This window comes from Alicyclobacillus tolerans (genome assembly GCF_048984885.1).
Lineage (GTDB): Bacteria > Bacillota > Bacilli > Alicyclobacillales > Alicyclobacillaceae > Alicyclobacillus_I > Alicyclobacillus_I tolerans.
In genome coordinates, this window is record NZ_JBMGNK010000002.1 from 2,635,828 (window position 1) to 2,653,101 (window position 17,274).

13 protein-coding genes and 1 pseudogene are annotated in these 17,274 nt (G+C 46.2%); 2 read left to right on the forward strand and 12 right to left on the reverse strand.

The window, feature by feature from the left end; all coding sequences use genetic code 11:
* Positions 1–14: 14 nt before the first annotated feature.
* The 7 genes and pseudogenes from ACOJUR_RS13505 to ACOJUR_RS13535 all read right to left on the reverse strand — a co-directional run bounded on the left by ACOJUR_RS13505 (position 15) and on the right by ACOJUR_RS13535 (position 9,306).
* Positions 15–1,574: a 2-isopropylmalate synthase gene (locus ACOJUR_RS13505; protein WP_420950289.1), complete on the reverse strand. Its 1,560-nt coding sequence runs from the start codon at positions 1,572–1,574 to the stop codon at positions 15–17.
* A pseudogene (gene ilvC, locus ACOJUR_RS13510) lies at positions 1,561–2,610 on the reverse strand (ketol-acid reductoisomerase); the annotation flags it as partial. The pseudogene ilvC and the gene ACOJUR_RS13505, both read right to left, overlap by 14 nt.
* 30 nt (positions 2,611–2,640) lie before the next feature.
* Positions 2,641–3,171, reverse strand: coding sequence for an acetolactate synthase small subunit (ilvN, locus tag ACOJUR_RS13515; protein WP_072875285.1), 531 nt, complete (start codon positions 3,169–3,171; stop codon positions 2,641–2,643).
* On the reverse strand, positions 3,168–4,895 hold the full coding sequence (ilvB, locus tag ACOJUR_RS13520; protein ID WP_072875286.1) for a biosynthetic-type acetolactate synthase large subunit: 1,728 nt from the start codon (positions 4,893–4,895) through the stop codon (positions 3,168–3,170). Before ilvB ends, ilvN begins: the two co-directional genes overlap by 4 nt.
* 56 nt (positions 4,896–4,951) lie before the next feature.
* Complete coding sequence (gene ilvD, locus ACOJUR_RS13525) at positions 4,952–6,628, reverse strand: dihydroxy-acid dehydratase (RefSeq protein WP_306954712.1); 1,677 nt, start codon at positions 6,626–6,628, stop codon at positions 4,952–4,954.
* An 83-nt stretch (positions 6,629–6,711) separates the two neighbouring features.
* Positions 6,712–7,614, reverse strand: a complete 903-nt coding sequence (gene ilvE, locus ACOJUR_RS13530; RefSeq protein ID WP_306954714.1) for a branched-chain-amino-acid transaminase — start codon at positions 7,612–7,614, stop codon at positions 6,712–6,714.
* A gap of 405 nt (positions 7,615–8,019) precedes the next feature.
* Positions 8,020–9,306 (reverse strand): homoserine dehydrogenase, encoded by a 1,287-nt coding sequence (locus tag ACOJUR_RS13535; RefSeq protein WP_420950290.1) that lies wholly within the window; start codon positions 9,304–9,306, stop codon positions 8,020–8,022.
* 191 nt (positions 9,307–9,497) lie between these two features.
* On the opposite strand from ACOJUR_RS13535, the gene ACOJUR_RS13540 reads away from it, so the two are divergent.
* Positions 9,498–10,745 carry an NAD(P)/FAD-dependent oxidoreductase gene (locus tag ACOJUR_RS13540; protein ID WP_203114602.1) on the forward strand — a complete coding sequence of 416 codons (1,248 nt, stop codon included), beginning with the start codon at positions 9,498–9,500 and terminating at the stop codon, positions 10,743–10,745.
* 93 nt (positions 10,746–10,838) lie between these two features.
* Positions 10,839–11,297 carry a PaaI family thioesterase gene (locus ACOJUR_RS13545; RefSeq protein WP_072875291.1) on the forward strand — a complete coding sequence of 153 codons (459 nt, stop codon included), beginning with the start codon at positions 10,839–10,841 and terminating at the stop codon, positions 11,295–11,297.
* A 31-nt stretch (positions 11,298–11,328) separates the two neighbouring features.
* Here ACOJUR_RS13545 and ACOJUR_RS13550 read toward each other — a convergent pair whose 3' ends face one another.
* The 5 genes from ACOJUR_RS13550 to ACOJUR_RS13570 all read right to left on the reverse strand — a co-directional run bounded on the left by ACOJUR_RS13550 (position 11,329) and on the right by ACOJUR_RS13570 (position 17,267).
* Complete coding sequence (locus ACOJUR_RS13550) at positions 11,329–12,282, reverse strand: carbohydrate kinase family protein (RefSeq protein ID WP_420950291.1); 954 nt, start codon at positions 12,280–12,282, stop codon at positions 11,329–11,331.
* A gap of 34 nt (positions 12,283–12,316) precedes the next feature.
* Positions 12,317–14,014: a glycoside hydrolase family 13 protein gene (locus ACOJUR_RS13555; protein ID WP_420950292.1), complete on the reverse strand. Its 1,698-nt coding sequence runs from the start codon at positions 14,012–14,014 to the stop codon at positions 12,317–12,319.
* 59 nt (positions 14,015–14,073) lie between these two features.
* The gene (locus tag ACOJUR_RS13560) at positions 14,074–14,901 is read right to left on the reverse strand and encodes a carbohydrate ABC transporter permease (protein ID WP_420950293.1); all 828 of its coding nucleotides are present in this window, start codon (positions 14,899–14,901) and stop codon (positions 14,074–14,076) included.
* Between the two features lie 2 nt (positions 14,902–14,903).
* The gene (locus ACOJUR_RS13565) at positions 14,904–15,851 is read right to left on the reverse strand and encodes a carbohydrate ABC transporter permease (RefSeq protein ID WP_420950294.1); all 948 of its coding nucleotides are present in this window, start codon (positions 15,849–15,851) and stop codon (positions 14,904–14,906) included.
* 69 nt (positions 15,852–15,920) lie between these two features.
* Positions 15,921–17,267, reverse strand: a complete 1,347-nt coding sequence (locus tag ACOJUR_RS13570; RefSeq protein ID WP_072875295.1) for an ABC transporter substrate-binding protein — start codon at positions 17,265–17,267, stop codon at positions 15,921–15,923.
* Between the last annotated feature and the right edge of the window lie 7 nt (positions 17,268–17,274).

Consider the following 17,274-nt stretch of genomic DNA (forward strand, 5'->3'; position numbering starts at 1 on the left):
GCTTGCGTCCCTCCTTATCTCTCCGCAGTTAGAGCTAATACATTTTGTTCAAGCTGTGATTTCAGATGAATACGATTGATAGCGTCAAGGAACGCCTTGGCTGAAGCAGCCAGCACATCATTGTCCAATCCCCTGCCTGCACCTGCCTGATTGCCTAACTGCACTTTTACATAAACTTCAGCCAACGCATCCTGACCACCCGTCGTCGATTGTATGCGATAGTCGAGCAAACACATGTTTTCTCGTGCCGATCCGGCTACAATTCTTTCAACAGTGTTGAAGATAGCTTCCACTGTTCCATTACCAGTGGCAACTTCTCTGACACTTTCTCCATTGGATAAACGCACACCCAGAGCAGTCGTGGTTTTATCTTCCATATACGTAACGTGCAGAAAATCCAAATGATATTGCTGAATCATTTCCTGCTGGCCACTCTCTAAAAGCAAAGCGAGGATATCGTCGTCCGTCACTTCTTTTTTATGATCAGTTAAAGATTTGAATGCGTTGAACAGTGCGTTAAACTGTTCCTCCTCAAGAAGAATGCCCAGTTCCATACATTTTTCTCGAAAAGCATGGCGACCCGAATGTTTTCCCAACACCATTTTGTTTGACCCATAGCCAACCATCTCTGGACGGATAATTTCGTAAGTCAACGTATTCTTCAAGACTCCATCTTGATGAATGCCTGATTCATGAGCGAATGCGTTGCCGCCAACTACTGCCTTGTTGGGAGGAACCGAGATACCTGTCAGTTTGCTGACCAGTTTAGAAGTCAGGGCTGTCTGTGCCAGTTCGATGTTTGTCTCTACTTCATACCAGTCCCGTCGAATGACCAGGGCTGTGAGAATTTCTTCTAAAGCAGCATTACCGGCGCGTTCACCAATTCCGTTGATGGTACCCTCAATCTGTTCGACTCCGGAAGCAATGGCCGCCAGGGAGTTAGCAACCGCTAAACCGAGATCGTCATGACAGTGTGCGGAAAATTTGACACGATGAGCATTGGGAACATTCTCTCTGAGGTACTGAAACATAGCTACATATTCGGCTGGTGTGCTGTAGCCCACTGTGTCTGGAAGATTGATAACTTTCGCACCAGCATCAATTACCGCTGTGATAATCCGGGCTAGAAAAGTCCATTCACTGCGTGTAGCGTCCTCGGCCGACCACTCTACCACAGGGAATTTGGCAGCAGCATAACGAACAGAGCTTACTGCCGCTTCAACCACTTGATCGGGTGTCATACGAAGCTTATGTTCCATATGAATAGGGGAAGTAGCAAGAAAAATGTGTAAACGCGGTTCAACAGCCTCTTTTAATGCTTCCCAGGCAGCGTCAATGTCGCTGACATGGGCTCTGGCCAGTCCACAGACGGAAACATTGCGAACGCGCTTGGCAATTTCCTGCACAGCGAGAAAATCGCCTTGTGAAGAAGCCGGAAAACCGGCTTCCATCACATCTACTCCATAACGCTCCAACTGTAACGCGATTTCCAGTTTTTCATGACGATGCAGGTTCACACCAGCCGACTGTTCACCATCTCGCAATGTCGTATCAAACACTTCAAGCTTTCGCATGAACGGCCACCCCCTGCTGTTTAGCACGCTGTTCTGGTGACTGAATGAAAGGCATCATTTCTCGTAAACGGCGCCCAACCACTTCAATGGGTTGTTCACGCTCACGTCTGCGCAGCGCGTTGAAAACAGGGCGATTAGATTGGTTTTCCAAAATCCATCCTTTAGCAAAAACACCTTGCTGAATTTCACGGAGAATTTTTTTCATTTCCGCCTTAACAGCATCATTGACAAGTCGTGGTCCAGCGTTAAAGTCTCCCCATTCTGCTGTATCGGAAATGGAGTAACGCATGTAAGCTAAACCACCCTCATACATCAAGTCGACAATCAGTTTTAACTCGTGAAGACATTCGAAATAGGCAACTTCTGGTTGATAGCCGGCTTCTGTCAGCGTATCAAAACCTGCCTTGACCAGCGCAGAAAGTCCTCCACACAGCACAGCCTGTTCGCCAAACAAATCAGTTTCTGTTTCTTCCTGAAAACTGGTGGTGAGTACCGCCGCTCGCCCGGCGCCAATGGCTTTGGCATAAGCCAACGCCAAAGGCCAAGCCTGACCTGTCGCATCTTGTTCGACGGCAGCCAGAGCAGGTACGCCTCCTCCCGCAGCAAAAACGCGTCGTACCAGATGGCCTGGACCTTTAGGAGCCACCATAAACACATCCACGCCTACTGGAGGAACGACTTGAGAAAAATGAATGTTAAAGCCGTGAGCAAAAGCGAGCGCCGCGCCAGGTCGCAAATGCGGCAAAATTTCCTGACGGTAGACTTCTGGCTGACGCTCATCAGGCAAAAGCAACATCACCACATCTGCCTGCTCCACTGCACTGGCTACATCAAATACAGCAAATCCATCCTCTTCAGCCTGTTGAAACGAAGCTCCCCGGCGAACCCCCACAATTGTATGCACCCCACTATCGCGCAAATTTTGTGCATGAGCGTGCCCTTGAGAACCATAACCAATCACTGCAACCGTCTTATCCTCCAACGCCTGCAGTGAGATATCATGATCGTAATAAATGGTAGCCATTATCCATTCCTCCCAAGAATTTAGGTTTGTTTCGCTATATTTCTAAAGGTTGAGAGCATTGGAGCGCATCAGACGAGCAATTTCTTGGGTCGTCTGACTATCGCGAGTCAAAGCCGTCACACCCGTACGTGCCAATTGCAAAATCCCATAAGGGCGAAGAAGCGCAATCAGGGCATCTACTTTCTCAGGTTTACCAACCGCTTCAATCATCACCGTGTCCCTACCTACATCTAAAATTCGCGCACGGAATGGATCGATCAGCGTGATAAGCGTCGAGCGACTATTCAATGGACTATTGACTTGAAGAAGCACCAATTCTCTGGCCACTATAGGTTCTTCTGTCAAATCGCTTACCTTTAACACATCAATTTGTTTGTGTAGTTGCTTCATGACCTGCTCCACAGTTACTTCATCCGTTTCAGAAAGCACAATGGTCATGCGAGATTGATTTTCTAACTCAGTGGAACCAACTGTAATATTCTGGATATTAAAACCTTTTCGTAAAAAAAGAGCTGTGACACGGTGTAAAACACCCGCCCGATTGTTGACAAGAACGGAAAGAATACGATTCACAGCGGCACCACCCCTACCATCTCGTGCAGTCCTTTGCCAGGAGCAATCATGGGATAGACGTTTTCCAACGCTGCTACACGACAATCCACAAGCACCGGGCCAGGTTCCTCAACTGCTGCAAGGAGTACCCTGGATAACTCTGACGCTTTTTCTACACGATAAGCGGGTATACCATACGCATCAGCAAGTTTGACGTAATCAGGCTGAGAGACCAGAAGCGATTCAGAATAGCGCTCATTGTAAAAAAGTTCTTGCCACTGACGAACCATGCCGAGTGAGCCGTTGTTGACGATCATCATTTTGATTGGCAATTTTGCTTCTACCACGACAGAGAGTTCCTGTAGTGTCATTTGAAATCCCGCATCGCCCAGTACGGCTAGAACCGTTTTGTCTGGTTTGCCAAACTGCGCGCCAATCGCTGCAGGCAATCCAAAACCCATGGTTCCTAATCCACCCGAGGTCACCCAGCAATCCGGATTTTGGAAGGTGTAAAACTGAGCCGCCCACATCTGATGTTGACCAACATCTGTTACAACAATAGCGTCCCCATCCGTCAACTTGTAAAGTTGCTGCAAGACAGCCTGAGGTTTGATTATGTCCGCCTCTGGCACATACCAAAACGGGAATTCACGTTTATTCCCATAAACACGTTCTTTCCACTGAGCAAAGTCTTTCACTTCCTGTCCCATACGCAATAATCCCATCAAAGCTCGCTTGGCATCTGCCACCACCGGAATATGTGTACGAATGTTTTTTCCGATCTCGGCTGGATCAATGTCGATATGCACAATCGTGGCATTGGGTGCAAAATGCCGTACATTTCCGGTTAATCGATCGTCAAATCGAGAGCCAATATTGATAAGAAAATCAGTTTCATAGAGCGCTTGGTTGGCTGCGTAAGACCCATGCATACCTGCCATGCCAAGAAACTGTGGATGAGTGCCAGGAAACGCCCCAAGACCGAGCAATGTACTGACGACCGGCAATTGGTACACTTCAGCAAATTGCAACAATTCGCGATGGGCTTTGGCATGCAGAACACCTGCACCGACCAGCAATAAGGGACGCTCTGCTTCAGCCAAGCCTTCTATAATACGCTTGAGTTGCAATAGATTAGGTTCCAGATTCGGTTGATAGCCCGGTAAGCTGAGCGGTCCACCATCATCCAAACGTCCCAGCGAGACAGCAACATTTTTGGGTATATCAATCAAAACGGGTCCAGGCCGGCCGGTGGAAGCAATATGAAACGATTCCCGAATGACTTGCGAGAGTTCATCGACATGTCGAACTTGATAATTGTGTTTCGTAATAGGAGTAGATATGCCAATAATCGATGTTTCCTGAAAAGCGTCTGTGCCAATGACTTCGGTAGAAACTTGACCGGTGATGGCTACGATGGGCAGGGAGTCCATCATGGCATCTGCCAGACCTGTCACTAGATTGGTTGCTCCCGGTCCCGACGTAGCAATGACCACGCCGGGCCGGCCAGTCACACGCGCGTAACCTTCAGCCATATGAATGGCTCCCTGTTCATGGCGTGTCAGCACATGACGAATGCCGCATTGATAGAGAGCATCGTAAAGTGGTAAAACGGCGCCACCTGGATAACCAAACATTAAATCGACGTTTTCCCTGCGCAGAGACTCGACGAGAATTTGTGCACCCGACATCATACAACTTGACGCCACTTTGGCTGAACTGCCGTCCACAGCGAATTTGTCCATGTTCTCCCCCTCCTATCTGGTCGATGATTTTGCTTGAGAGTTGACAAGATGACTGCTTAGCTGCTGCTTGATAAAACCGCACCTGTATTGGATGATGTAACCAATTGAGCATATCTTCGTAAATAGCCAGATAATTCACGCTGTGGAGAAGCAACTGGCTGTTGATATCTACGCTCTAATTCATCTTCTGTGACAAGCAGGGTAATGCTGCGATTGACAATGTCAATACGAATTCGATCTCCTTCCTGTACATAGGCAATCGGTCCTCCGAGCGCCGCTTCCGGTGAGATATGGCCAACACAAATACCTCTCGTAGCACCAGAAAATCTACCATCCGTCACCAAGGCTACCTCTCGGCCAAGACCACGTCCGACAATCGCGGATGTGGGTGAAAGCATCTCAGGCATCCCGGGTCCTCCTTTGGGTCCTTCATAGCGAATGACCACAACATGGCCTGGCTGCACCTCGCCTCGCTCAATACCAGAGCTTGCTTCTTCCTGAGAGTGATAAATAATAGCCTCACCCTCAAACACCTGAATATCGGGATCAACCGCACCCACTTTTAGAACGCTGCCATCTGGAGCAAGATTGCCATAAAGTATAGAGAGACCGCCTACCGGACTATAAGGATTCTCTATACTACGAATCACTTCAGGACGCCGAATCGTTGCGTTCTTCACTTGTTCACCCAGCGTTTGACCGCTGACAGTAATCCGCTCTGGATGTATCGCTCCGGGAATTTGGCAAAGTTCGCGGATGATGGCTGACACTCCACCAGCTTCATGGACATCTTGCATACTGAAATCGGAAGCTGGGGAAATTTTGGCAAGATAAGGAACTCGCTGGGCGATTTGATTAATCCGGGCTAGAGGGTAATTAATCCCAGCTTCATGAGCAATAGCCATTAAATGAAGTACGGTGTTGGTGGAACCACCCATAGCCATATCGAGGGCAAAAGCATCATCAATCGCTTCTGGCGTAACGATGTCGCGTGGCCGGATATCTTCTCGAACCATCCGCAGCAAGTGTTCGGCAGCTTCACGAAACAAGTTTTTACGTTCTTCTGCCGTGGCTACCAACGTCCCATTTCCAGGAAGCGCCAAACCGAGCATTTCCATAATGCAGTTCATGGAATTGGCGGTAAACATTCCTGAGCAAGAACCACAGGTAGGGCAAGCATTTTCTTCCAAATCTTGCAATTCGGCCAAACTGATACGCCCTGCCTGATAGCCGCCAACTCCTTCAAAAACTGACGTTAATGAGAGTGGTTTTCCCGTCAACTTTGATTTTCCCGCCTCCATAGGACCGCCAGAAACAAACACACAGGGAACGTTTGTACGAACAGCAGCCATAAGCATTCCTGGTGTAATTTTGTCGCAGTTGGGCAAGAAAAAGACTCCATCAAACCAATGCGCCTGAATCATGGTTTCTGCCGAATCAGCAATCAATTCACGACTTGGCAAGGAGTAGCGCATGCCAACATGTCCCATGGCAATCCCATCGTCAACACCAATCGTATTGAATTCGAAGGGCACTCCTCCCGCCTCGCGTATAGCTTCTTTCACCAGTTGTCCAATCTCAGCTAAATGCCTGTGGCCAGGAATGATATCAACATAGGAATTACAGACTCCAATAAACGGTTTAGGCAAGTCGGTTGGCCTAACTCCGGTAGCATAGAGCAAGCTGCGATGCGGGGCACGATCCGGTCCTTTTTTGATGTTGTCACTGCGCATCTTGTTCTTTGCACCTCCTATGGCATTGTTTCAAATAAATCGACAACTCCTGTCCATCTTTGGTCAACCATCTTACTCAAAAGTTAAGCTCCCTCAGAAACAGCATGAGGAGCATAAACCGCATAGCCGTCTGTTTTCGTACGTTCTTGAAAAACTCGATGCAATTGACGAGTCACCTCACCCGGTAGACCACTCCCAATGACTCTGCCGTCCACTTTGATGACAGGGACCATCTCTGCCGCCGTTCCCGTCAGGAAAATTTCGTCCGCCACATACACATCATGGCGCGTAAATGGTTCTTCACGTGTTTCAATATGCAGTTCTTGCGCGATTTCCAAGACGGCTTGGCGTGTGATACCTTCCAAAGCTCCTAAGTACGTAGGCGGTGTGTAAACCACTCCGTCTCGAACCAGGAAGACATTCTCACCCGAACCTTCCACAACATAGCCCTCACTGTTCAAGACAAGCGCTTCATTTACGCCAGCAGCATGCGCTTCTAGCTTTACCAATATATTGTTCAGATAATTGAGACTTTTGACCTTTGGACTGAGCACGTCGGAACGATTGCGTCTCGTAGCAGCACAGATAACCTCAATTCCCCGTGTATAAAGTTCAGGGGCAAACATGTTCAATTGTTCAGCAATGACGATGACTTCTGCAGTTGGGCATTTTTTGGGATCCAGTCCCAAATCACCCATGCCTCTGGTGACTACCAGCCTGATGTAAGCGTCATTCAACAAATTCCGGCGCACAGTTTCGGCGACTATTTCCATCATTTCATCCAAAGAATAAGGAATTTCTAGGAGAATGGACTTGGCCGATGCATAGAGACGCAACAAATGCTCACGAAGGCGAAAAAGGTTACCCGAATATGCTCGAATACCTTCAAATATTCCATCGCCGTAGAGTAAACCGTGATCGAACACTGATACAGTGGCCGAATCTCTGTCAACAAACTGTCCATTACGAAATATCCACTGCTCCATAAAATCTCTCCTCCCGAAATTCCCTTTGCCAATTTGTATAGAGTCCGTAGAAAGTGAGCATTCTCGAAACATTAATTTTGAATTTTCAATCTTCTTTGCTTTGATGCGCTCAGAAGAGGTGTAGAAGGATTCGGAATTCTCGTTCAAATAAAGGCTTGTTGGTCATTTTAGTATGGGATTTTTACACTGTCAACGCGACGAATGTGCCATTTTAGCCATGTAAACGTTTTCTCCGAAAATTTAGAAAGCGTTTACTTTCAGATGGTTATTGAAGTTTTCAGATTTTATAAATTATTTTTGTCATCGAAAAACGGCCCCTTTTACAGGGAGCCGTCTTAAGCCTTAGTTGCTTATTTTTCATTCACGGATGAATACCATGCACTGCCGATATTCCATACAGCCATCTTACTCACTCAATGCTTCCAGCGGCATGACACAAGCCACTTTCTGTACTTGCTGAACTTGCGCTAGCGCATCGCAAAGTTCATCCATACGATGGGCGGGAATACTATGCGTAACGACCACAATCTCCGCCTGCCCTTGCTCCACTCGTTTTTGCAGAACGGTTTCCATACTGATGCCAGCGTCGCCAAAAAGCTGAGCAATGCGTGCAAAGACTCCAGGTTTGTCAGATACAGAAAAACGAACATAGTGTTGGTAGAGCATCTCATCAGGAACCACACGTTTTTGCAAATAGAGACGATTTTCGGGCGATCCGGCTACACCAAGGCGAATATTGCGCAGCAACGAGATAATATCCCCTACGACCGCACTAGCAGTGGGCATGGAACCAGCCCCCCGCCCAAAAAACATCAAATCTCCAGCTGCGTCCCCACGCACAAAAAGCGCATTGTAACTATTGCTGACATGAGCCAGCGGATGAGCAAGCGGAATAAGTGTCGGTCGCACACGCAAGGACAGCCGTCCGTTGCGATCGGTTCCACTCGCCAATAATTTGACTACACACCCCAATTCGCGCGCATACTGGACATCACGCGCGGTGATATGACGTATCCCTTCGACTTGAACATCAGCCAGTTCCACACGGGCATGAAATGCAATGGAGGCCAAAATCGTCAATTTCCGAGCAGCATCCAAACCATCAATGTCACTGGAGGGATCCGCCTCAGCATATCCGAGTGCTTGCGCCTCGGCTAAGGCATCTGCAAATTCTGCTCCTGTTTCGTTCATTTGAGTCAATATAAAATTTGTTGTGCCATTAATAATGCCTTTTAAATCCGTCACTTCATTGGCCGTCAAATTCTCTTGCAAAGGTCCTACGAGCGGTATGGCGCCACCTACTGCAGCTTCATACAGAACTTCAACGCCAACATCATTGGCAACTTTAAGAATTTCGGCACCATATAGCGCAATTAAATCTTTATTGGCTGTCACCACATGTTTCCCACGACGCAAGGCCTCGAGGATATAGGTACGTGCTGGCTCAATTCCACCTATCGTCTCCACAATTACCTGAATTTCTGGGTCATCCAAAATATCATAAGCTTGATTAGTCAATTTACTACGGTCAATTTCGGGCGATCGCGTTTTTTCTAAATCTCTTACCAAAATTCTTTTGACGTAAGGTCGGAAGCCTGTCAAATGTTGAATTTTCTCAGCACGGCGATGCGCCAGGAGCACAGTTCCTTGTCCTACAGTTCCACACCCTAATACTCCTAGAGCAATTGTCAATTTTCTCTTCTCCTTCTTTCTCTACCAGTGAGATTTAGCTAGTTATACAATGCGAACTTCAAGCTGTCAAGGAAAAATCTGAACACTTGAACAAGACCCTATTCCTGTGCAGACGAACTCGTATAAGCTGTCAGGCTTCGTGGAAATTTAAAACTGTATGTCGTGGCAACAGACTGGGAGGAAACTAAATCATGGACCTCACAACTGGCAAAACGTTATGGACAATGACTTATAGCAACCCGCCAACTTATCCTGAATTGTCTCAAGATGAGGAATGCGATGTTGCTGTTTTGGGCGCTGGTGAAGCAGGCGCTATCTGCTCGTGGTATTTAAGCAAAGCAGGATTTCATTGTATGGTTGTGGACAAACGACAAGTGGGACGGGGGTCCACCCAGGCCAATACCGGTCTCGTACAATTTATGAACGACATGCCACTCCATAAGCTAATAGAAATTCATGGCCGAGAAAAAGCTGTACGTTTTTATCGACTCTGCCAACAAGCTGTATCTGATTTAAGCGATCTTGTTTTGCAGATTCCATACCCAACAGAATATGCAGCTAAAGATAGTCTTTATTTTGCTTCTTCATCCAAAGATGTTAAATGTTTGGAAGAGGAATATCGTTGCTTAATCGCAGAAAAATTTCCTGTTGAATTTTTATCCCGGGTCGAAATTGAAACCCGCTTCCCTTTCAGTAAACCTGCTGCTCTTTGGACAGGTGGAGATGCACAAATCAATCCTTATCGATTGACGCACAGCATTTTTCAACATTTAGAAAGTCGAGGGACACGTATCTTTGAAAACACCGAAATCGTCAACCTGAAAATAGAACGCGGTTCCCCAGTTCTATATAGCTCACAGGGTCACCGCATTCGCTGTAAATATGTTATTTTCGCAAGTGGCTATGAGACCGAAGAGCGTTGGCAAACATCAGGTACCAAACTGCAAACCACATATACCATTGCAACAGAACCTGCAACGGATTTTTCTGGATGGTTGAATCGATGCTTGATTTGGGAAACGAAACGCCCTTATCTATACCTGCGCACCACTGCAGACAACCGTATCCTTGTTGGTGGGCTTGATGAAAATACCATTCGCAATCCAGAGCGGGACAAAGTTTTGTTAGAAAAAGTCACACAGTTAAAGAGCAATCTAGGACAACTCTTCCCTGAGTACACGCAAATAGGTGTTGCTTGTCAGTGGTCTGGTGTTTTTGCTACCAGTAAAGACGGCATGCCTTTTATTGGTCGCCACCCTCAACTTCAGAACTGTTTTTATGCGCTGGGATACGGTGGTAATGGCACAGTTTACTATACGATGGCAGGCAAAATCCTGACTCAATTGCTGATGGATGGATCTCACCCCGACGAAGATTTGTTTGATGCGCGACGGTTTCAGCTCCTCTACCAATTGGCTGAAAAAATAGGACTACATTGATAACGCTTTTTGAAATCGCGCGGAGATATAGTATGCTTTTCCCATCGGCATACAGTGGGCTATATCTAGCCTGAAGCAGGGAGAGGATGGAGATTGGGCAATCAATACTGTTTTGTCTGCGGCGCAGACAATCCGCGCGGACTCCATGTCCACTTTGAAAAACGTGATCGGGCGAACTCTTTTGCCACTTTTTACGTAGATAAAGAAATGGCTGGTTGGCCAAGCGTTCAACACGGGGGGATTACGAGTACTTTACTCGATGAAGCCTGTGCATATGTAGCCACTTTTCTCGGCAAAGTGACGGTTACGGCTGAATTAAACATATCGTTCAAAGCCCCGGTTCGGGTGGGAGAAACACTTTACATAGAAGCCACGCCAACCAGGGAAAGTCGGAAACTGATTTTGGTGCATGCCACCATTCATAATGCAGAAGGTGAACTTAAAGCAACGGCTGATGCCAAAATGATGGTTCTTTCTAAAGACCAGTTAGAAGAATTAGGGTTATCAGAGAATATTTTGAATGAAGTGAGTACCCCCGCGCAAAGCCAATAAATGCGCGGGAGATACGCTTCACCCTTTTCTTTTAGCCAAGCTCTTCAATTTGTTCTCTTGTCGGCATAATGGAGAGACTTCCGGAGCGAGCGGCAATATAAGCTCCAGCCCGATTGGCAAACCGCACGGCATGTTCTAACTGCTCATGATGTGCAGTCAGCAGTGATGCTTTCGCATCAATTACCGTCAATAATTCAGCCCAAAATGCGCCCAAAAATGTATCTCCCGCACCTGTGCTATCCTCTACTCGTACTGGAATTGTTGGAACATGGCGGCGCCATCCATCCCGATGTACAATCCACGCGCCCTTGGAACCGCCGGTGATAAGCAGCCACGTTGGTCCGCAATGAGCAAGCTCTTCCATAGCCTCGTCTATCTGAGATTTCCCTGTCAGTAAACATGCCTCTTCTTCCGCAACTTTTACAACATCCGCCCATTGTAATCCCAAGCGCATAGCTTCTATACCCATTTTTTTATCTTTCCATAGAGCAGGGCGCCAATTTGGATCATAAGAGAGTACAGCTCCTTGATGTTTAGCCAAAGACAACAGTTCTAGTAGAGCCTCACGAGCTGGTGAAGCACACAGAGTCAGTGAGCCGTAATGAAGGACACGACAGGAAGAAGCGTATTGCTTCATGATGTGAGTTGTATGCCAGGCAGTATCCGAACCCGGATTGCGCAAAAAAGAAAATGAGCGTTCTCCCTGACTGTCTAGAGAGACAAAAGCCAGTGTTGTCCATACTTGAGGTAATATACTCATCGCTCGGGTATCAATGGAAAGCTTATTGATCAGTCGCAAAAGAGAGTGTCCAAACGGATCATCCCCTACCGCACCAATCAAAGCAGTAGAAACCCCCAATTTGGAGGCGGCTGCAAGCACATTCGCGGGTGCCCCACCCGCATTGCCCACCCAAAGCGGCGACATATCATCCTTTTGCATGTGAAAGTCAATCAGAACCTCACCAATCGCAACGAGATCGAACAAAGCATATCCTCCTATTTGTGTTGCCTGCTTGCTATCACAAGTTTGGTTGCAATGCCAATACCAACGCCTCATAGGGGCGGAGTGATATGTGGTCAATCGATAGATGAGTGGACTGAATCGGATAGTTACCCAGTTTCAGTTCAGCAATTTGGTAGCTCGCTAGTTCTTTTGGCTTTTCCCAAACTGTTTCGCGACCATAGAAATTACACAATACAAGCCAGACATTTTCGTTCATCGTTCGCGTATACGCATAGATATCTGGATGTTCTTCAGAGATGAGTTGATACCTTCCATACACTACCAATGGGTTTTGTTTACGCAACTGAATGAGCTGCTGATAATAGTGGAAAATGGAATTTGGATTGGCCAGTTCAGCTTCCACATTAATTTCGCGATAATTGGGATTTACCTGAATCCAAGGCTTTGCGGTACTAAAACCTGCATTTTCACCAGCATTCCATTGCATAGGTGTTCGCGCATTATCTCGCCCCTTTTGGTGAATAGCCTGTAAAAGCCGCTCTGGATCTTCACCGCTTTCTATGACACGTTCTCTCCATAAATTATGGATTTCAACATCTCGATAATCTTCAATGGAAGAAAAAGCGACATTGGTCATGCCGATTTCCTCACCCTGGTAAATGTAGGGTGTTCCCTGCTGCAAATGAAGAAACGTTGCCAACATTTTAGCGGATTCCACACGGTATTTTTTGTCATCCCCAAAACGTGACACGGAACGGGGCTGATCGTGATTGTTCAGATACAGACTGTTCCACGCCTTGCCATAAAGTTCATACTGCCAACGGCTCATCACTTCTTTCAAATCCGAGAGCTTCCAAGGCACTACATCCCACTTACCGCCTGGCCCGGCATCCAAATCGGTATGTTCAAACTGAAAAACCATGTTTAGTTCATGGCGGTCTTCTCCTGCATAAAGAATAGCGTCATGAGGTGTGACAGCTCCCGTTTCACCAACTGTCATAATGTCATAATGACTTAGAACTTCACGGTTCATCTCCTGAATGAATTCATGAACACGGGGACCATTGGCAAAAAATTCTCCACCCCATGCGTAACCTTGCGAATTGGGATTTGGAGCATCCGGCAAACCTGGCACTTTTGAAATATGGTTGATAACGTCCATACGGAAACCGTCAATACCTTTGTCCAGCCAGAAACGCATCATTTCATAAACAGCTTTGCGTAACTGATCATTTTCCCAGTTTAAATCGGGCTGCTTGCGACTGAATAAGTGCAGATAATACTCTCCCGTAGTTTCATCAAATTGCCATGCCGATCCCGAAAAATAAGAAAGCCAATTGTTAGGCTCTCGACCGTTCTTACCAGGACGCCAAATGTAAAAATCTCTGTATGGGTTATCTTTGGATTTGCGTGATTCAACAAACCAAGCGTGTTCATCTGATGTATGATTGACAACTAAATCCATAACCAGTCGCATGCCTCGCTTGTGTATTTCAGCCAGCATCCGTTCAAAATCCTGTAGGGTCCCAAACTCCTTCATGATTTCATAGTAATTAGAAATATCATAACCATTATCGTCATTAGGTGATGCGTAAATGGGGCAAATCCAAATAACATCCACACCCAGTTCCTGAAGATAATCCAATTTCTCAGTAATACCGTTCAAATCACCGATTCCATCACCGTTAGAGTCTTTAAAACTACGTGGATAAATTTGATAAACAACAGCTTCTTTCCACCATTGATGTTGCAAAATGAGAACCTCCCAGCTTTAACATGACATTTTATTTTTCTAAACCTTGCCTAAACCTCTTATCCTTTAACAGCACCAGCAGTCAATCCAGATACAATCCACTTTCGGAAGATAATGACCAAGATTACGATAGGTAATATGGAGACGACCGATCCAGCAAAGATGGTTCCGTAAGGTTCGCTGTATTGACCGCTAAAAAGAGCGATTCCGACAGGAATCGTACGCATCGTATCGGATGAATTGAAAACGAGCGCCATAAAGAATTCGGTCCAGGAGGCAACGAAAGTGAAAACGGCGGCAGCAAATAGTCCTGGACGTGTGAGCGGCAAAAAGATTCGATAAAACGTTTGAAAAACACTTGCACCATCCATTTTGGCTGCTTCAAATAGTGCACCGGGGACTTCCATGAAATAATTGCGCAAAATCCAGACAGCAAAAGGCATATTGAAAGCACTGTAAGGAATAATCAGCGCTTGATAGCTATTTAGCCAATTCACATCACGTAAAAGAACATAAAGAGGAGCAATGACAGCAATTTCAGGAAAAACAGAAATAATGAGCAAGGCGATTAATACGGTCTTTTTTCCAGGAATGGGCAAACGAGCAACAGCAAAACCAGCCATACTGGCGAGAGCCAGAACAATAAATGTGGAACAAATGGCAACAATAACACTATTTCGAATGTATATGCCAAAATTATCTTGTTGAAAAGCCGTAGCATAGTGAATAAATGTCCAGTGATGCGGAAACAGGGTTGGCGGATAAGCGCTAATTTCCAAGTCGGGTTTGACAGAAGTGACCAACATCCAATAAAAAGGGAGCAGAATAGCTACCAGAAATAAAATCAGCACCACATAACCAACGATAACTTGACGCTTCGTTTTCACGTTCAGGCTCCCTCCTCAACCAACGAGCGAAATGCTGATAAAAAGAGCAGGCAAATCACCAACACCATCACCACTGTGCTGACAGCCACTGAAGAACCTAGTCCAAAGTGAAGATTGGTGAAAAGTGCTTGGTCAGCCAGCATAGCCAGGGATTGCGTGGCTCTGCCAGGTCCACCGCCTGTCAATACATAGGGCAAATCGAAGACACCAAACGCTTGCAGTACGCGAAACATAGCTGCTAATGCTATAGAGCCGCGCAAAAGCGGAAAAGTTATTTTCCAAAAAACTTGCCAACGATTGGCTCCGTCCATATAAGCAGCTTCATAATATTCTTTAGAAATCATTTGTAACCCGCCAAGTAAAATAATGACTACAAAAGGTGTCGTTTTCCATATATCTGCAACCATCATCGAGATAATAGCTGTTACAGAATGCCCAGTCCAAGTGACGGGAGAAGAAAGGAGGTGCAAACTAATCAGCACATAATTCAAAACTCCATACACTCCATTGTAGATATAGGACCACATTTCTGCTGAAATTACCGTAATCAGCGACCAGGGAATCAACATGACGACAAGCGAGACACTTTTCAACCGTTCCACATTATGGATAGCCAGCGCGATGAGCATACCGAGGACCAATTCTACAAAAACGGTTACTAAAGCGTAATAGATTGTAAACCAAACACTATGCCAGTAAATTCCAGAATGAATCAAGATATTGTAATTCTTGAATCCTTGCAGATGAATTTGAAATCCGTTATCTGTAATGGCAACATGGCTGAAACTCATGACCACGGAATACAAGATGGGAAACAACGTCACAAGGAGAATGACTAAAAGAGCAGGAGCCATCATGCGAATTCCAGAATTGCGATCACTGCGCAAAAAATATTTTCTTCCTGCTCGCCATTTTTGGTCGTTTCCCATGACCTGCTCACTTTGTGCCAAACTTATCCCCCCATTTCACGTGAATAGAATAGCAGAAGGGCCGTTGCCGGCCCTTGACTACTAAACTTATTACAGACCGCTATTGGCACCTTGTGCCTGTTGAATTTGCTGTTGCGCCTTTTTCAACGCTGCACTTACGGATTCATTTCCAGCCAAAGCAGCATTGACATTTTGATAGATTGCCTGTGACACTTGTGGATAATTCGGTGATTGACTAGGACGAGCAATATATTTGGTTTTAGGAATCAGATTGAAAATCGGACTGACCGCCTTGACGGAAGGATTATTGGCGACCGCAGCATTGGTTGGGATTTCAGAAAACTGTTTAGCCAAAATGGTCTGTGCTTGCGTTCCTGTCATGAAATTGATAAACGCCAAGTCAGCTTTCAGATTCTTTGAATGTGGATTGACATACAAATCCCAACCGCCGATTGTACTGTAACCACCACCTGGCTGGAAGGATGGCAATACAGTTACGCCCACTTTACCAGCCACGCGCGAATTTTTAGGATTGTTAGAATCATCCCACGCGTACGACCAGTTGCGCAAAAAGGCTGCGTTGCCCTGATCAAACACATCTTCTGCTTGTGGTTCTTGCATTTGTACAACAGAAGCTGGTGTTACACCGCTGGTAATTAATCCGCGCATAAAAGACAGCGCTTTTGTTGCTTGCGGAGAATCAATGACTGGCTGTCCCTTTGAATTCAAAACCTTGCCGCCCGCATCAGTCAGATACTCCATGAAATCGCAAGTCAAACCTTCATAAGACGCACCCTGCCAAACAAATCCGTATTTAACGAGACCTTTTTTCTGCAGTGTTTCTGCTTCAGACTTCAATTGCTGCCATGTCTGAGGAACAGGCAATCCAGCTTTTTGTAAGAGATCTTTTCGATAGTATAAAAATCCTGAATCAGCGAAAAATGGCGCAGCATAAACTTTACCTTGATAGGTAGCGCCATTGACCAAACCAGGAGAGAATCGGCTCCAAAACGAGGAAGGTAGACTATCTGAAAGTGGTAATGCCAACTGATTAGCCGCAAATTGAGCAGGCCAAATCACATCTCCCATAAAGACATCCGGAGTGGATGAACCACCGCCAATCGCTGTAGCCAACGAAGAGCGGTTAGTATCTGTGTCGCTGCTTTGATCTTGCAGGACCACTTTAATTTTGGGATATTTCTTCTCAAACGCGTTAATCAAAGTCTGGCGTAAACCTGAGTGCGTAATCGGTGGCGCAGCCCAGACAATCGTACCGCTTGCATCAGAAAAATTGACTGTTTTACCAGTAGCAGCCGTGTTCGATGTTGTACTGGAGCTAGTGTTTGCCGCACTATTGTTAGTTCCGCATCCAGCTACAAGACCCCCTGCCATCACGAGTGTAACCGCATACGCAGCACCTTTGGAGAATTTCTTCATCTTTCAG